The sequence below is a fragment of the Acetitomaculum ruminis DSM 5522 genome, from assembly GCF_900112085.1.
In the GTDB taxonomy this organism is placed as follows: Bacteria; Bacillota; Clostridia; order Lachnospirales; family Lachnospiraceae; genus Acetitomaculum; species Acetitomaculum ruminis.
On sequence record NZ_FOJY01000042.1, the window covers coordinates 1 to 2,737 of the forward strand.

The window sequence follows — 2,737 nt, forward strand, 5'->3', positions numbered from 1 at the left end:
TAATAGGTCGAGGGTCTGACCAAGAAAAAGATGTTGACATAGAAAGATATATAAGTTAAGATATGTATGCGGTTTTCAGGGTATGAAAACGATAAGGCCTAGTGGCTCAGTTGGTTAGAGCGCCGCCCTGTCACGGCGGAGGTCATGGGTTCAAGTCCCATCTAGGTCGTTAATGGGATCTTAGCTCAGCTGGGAGAGCATCTGCCTTACAAGCAGGGGGTCACAGGTTCGAGCCCTGTAGGTCCCATTGAAAATAATATTATGGATGGATTCCCGAGTGGCCAAAGGGGACAGACTGTAAATCTGCTGGCAACGCCTTCGAAGGTTCGAATCCTTCTCCATCCATTTTTTCGCGGGATGGAGCAGTTTGGAAGCTCGTCGGGCTCATAACCCGAAGGTCATAGGTTCAAATCCTATTCCCGCAACTCTTGCCCAGATAGCTCAGTTGGTAGAGCAGAGGACTGAAAATCCTCGTGTCGTTGGTTCGATTCCGACTCTGGGCATTGATGGGATATTAGCTCAGTTGGTAGAGCACTTGACTTTTAATCAAGTTGTCCGGGGTTCGAATCCCCGATGTCTCATTGGTATAAGAACATCTAAATTAGATGTTCTTTTTTTGTGTTTGCAAATAATAAATACCATTTAAATTTTTTGCTCTATTATATTTAAAGTTTTGATATATGTTGTAAGTATTGTAATTTGTCAAAATAAGATGCTGTATCATAATAATTGAAAATTTTTTATCGTATATGTTGTTATAAATATATTATTCAAAGGAGTTTTTTATGTTTGGAAATAAAGAGATAATTTGGTACAGAAAATAAGATCTAATTAGTAAATTTAGCTAAAGAGAGTGGACAAAACAAAATATCCAAGGAATGTGAGAATGCATCAAGCAATTTAAATGAATGAGAAAATCTTAGAATGTTTTTAAATACGATTGGAATCGTGATAGTACCTTAAATATTTGTAGAAAAGTTGTTCGCAAAGTGTGTCTTATTATAATGAGAGGTTTAAAAATTGCAATGGAGTAATTTATTTTAAAGATAAGCCGGATAAGAGAAATATGCTTCGATACTATCTCTTAAAGTTGATGGCAGTTTATAATCATTCTTTCAATTTTAAGCCTTATATAAACGCTTAATACTAATATTTTTAGAATAACAGATTGTCTACGGTATGTTTAAATAAGGAAAGATATAAATTCTTAGCTTGGTATGTTTACAAAAATTGAGATAAACATTGATTTAATCCAGAGATTAAAGAATTAGTGATAAATTTAAAATATGTAGAATGATAACAAAAATAAAATGAAAAATAAGTAAAAATTTTACTTGTATTATTTATCTAATGGTAATATAATATCAACGTTGCATGAAATTCAGTTTTAAGTGTTACCAAGAAACGATAGCATAAAGGATTCCAAGTGACATCTAAAAAGTCGATTGAATTACTTCTGATTCGTAAAAATCCTTTAGTATTAACAGAATAAGTATTTAGTTTTAATCAGTGATTTTGTGACATAAATATAAACATGTTTGCTTACAAAATAATTTTAGGTTAGAACTATAAATAAATTCAAATGTTGTAAAATAAATTTGAAGTTAAACCTTATATTTTCTCTTATGTAAAAAATATTATGAATAAGATATTAGTAAAATATTTTAGGAGTTAACGTATGAAATTATGTACTAAAATCATTATTTTGTTTAACAGGATACACTATTTGCATTTTGATAATAAGTAAAAGGTTCCTATCAAACTTTAAGAGATAGATGGTGTAAAAAATACCAATTTTCATCATAGTGTAATACATCTTACTTATAATTTGTATATAAAAATCCCTTGTAAAAACGAATTAAAGAAGTATCACTTTACAATGGTAAAATGTGATAATATTTAGAAAAAATAGTGTAGAAAAAAGTCCTTAAAACAGATGATTATTTGTATAAAATTATACTTGCGTTTTAAATGAAATGGTAATATAATATCATTGTTGCAGGAAGCTCAAAAAAGTATGTTACCATAACACGGTGAGATACGAAACGCCAGATTGCATATAATTAGTCTAATGAATTATTGGTAATTCGCTAATCCTTTTGCACATTATTATATTTAATTCATATTAAATATAATAATGTGCAGTTTAAAGGGTTTAAAATGAGGCTTTTAGATGAAATAGGGAAATATTTTTGAAAAGTTTCTTTAAATATAAATGTATATTGTCTATGTGAGAAATCGCTAAAATTTGCATTTATTTGATAAAGAAATGTGGAACGCAGCGTCTATAAAACACAATAATTCAATTCTGACATTCATAAGAAAAACGATAGCCAATCTATCCTGATTCAGAGAAATTATCAAAAGTCTTTTCTTGTTATAGTTATTGTGTATCTAAATATTTGGAAGTAAGATTTCATTCTGAAAATTCACTTCCAAATATTCTGTGTTAATTCTTATACAATTAAAGACTAAGTCGCTCCTCTGAAAAATGTTCAGAGGAGTTTTTCTTTTGAAAAATAACTTACTGCAGAATAATATAAATTAGGAGATATATATGTAAAATCAACATTGCGAGGGCAATAGTACATTGAAGTTTTCGAAGGGATAAAGACTTTGTTCTGAATATCTGTATAGAAAAGTTTTAACGAGAATATTGAAGTTTTCAAAGGGATAAAGACTTTGTTCTGAATATCCGTATAGAAAAGTTTTGACGAGAATATTGAAGTTTTCAAAG

The 2,737-nt window shown here is 29.8% G+C and carries 6 tRNA genes; all 6 read left to right on the forward strand.

What is annotated here, in order from left to right:
- Positions 1-95 precede the first annotated feature (95 nt).
- The 6 genes from BM153_RS13335 (at position 96) to BM153_RS13360 (ending at position 581) form a co-directional block, all read left to right on the forward strand.
- Positions 96-169, forward strand: a tRNA-Asp gene (locus BM153_RS13335).
- A 5-nt stretch (positions 170-174) separates the two neighbouring features.
- A tRNA-Val gene (locus BM153_RS13340) sits at positions 175-247 on the forward strand.
- A 16-nt stretch (positions 248-263) separates the two neighbouring features.
- Positions 264-345, forward strand: a tRNA-Tyr gene (locus BM153_RS13345).
- A 6-nt stretch (positions 346-351) separates the two neighbouring features.
- Positions 352-425, forward strand: a tRNA-Met gene (locus BM153_RS13350).
- Positions 426-430: 5 nt separating this feature from the next.
- A tRNA-Phe gene (locus BM153_RS13355) sits at positions 431-503 on the forward strand.
- A 5-nt stretch (positions 504-508) separates the two neighbouring features.
- Positions 509-581, forward strand: a tRNA-Lys gene (locus BM153_RS13360).
- Positions 582-2,737: the final 2,156 nt, after the last annotated feature.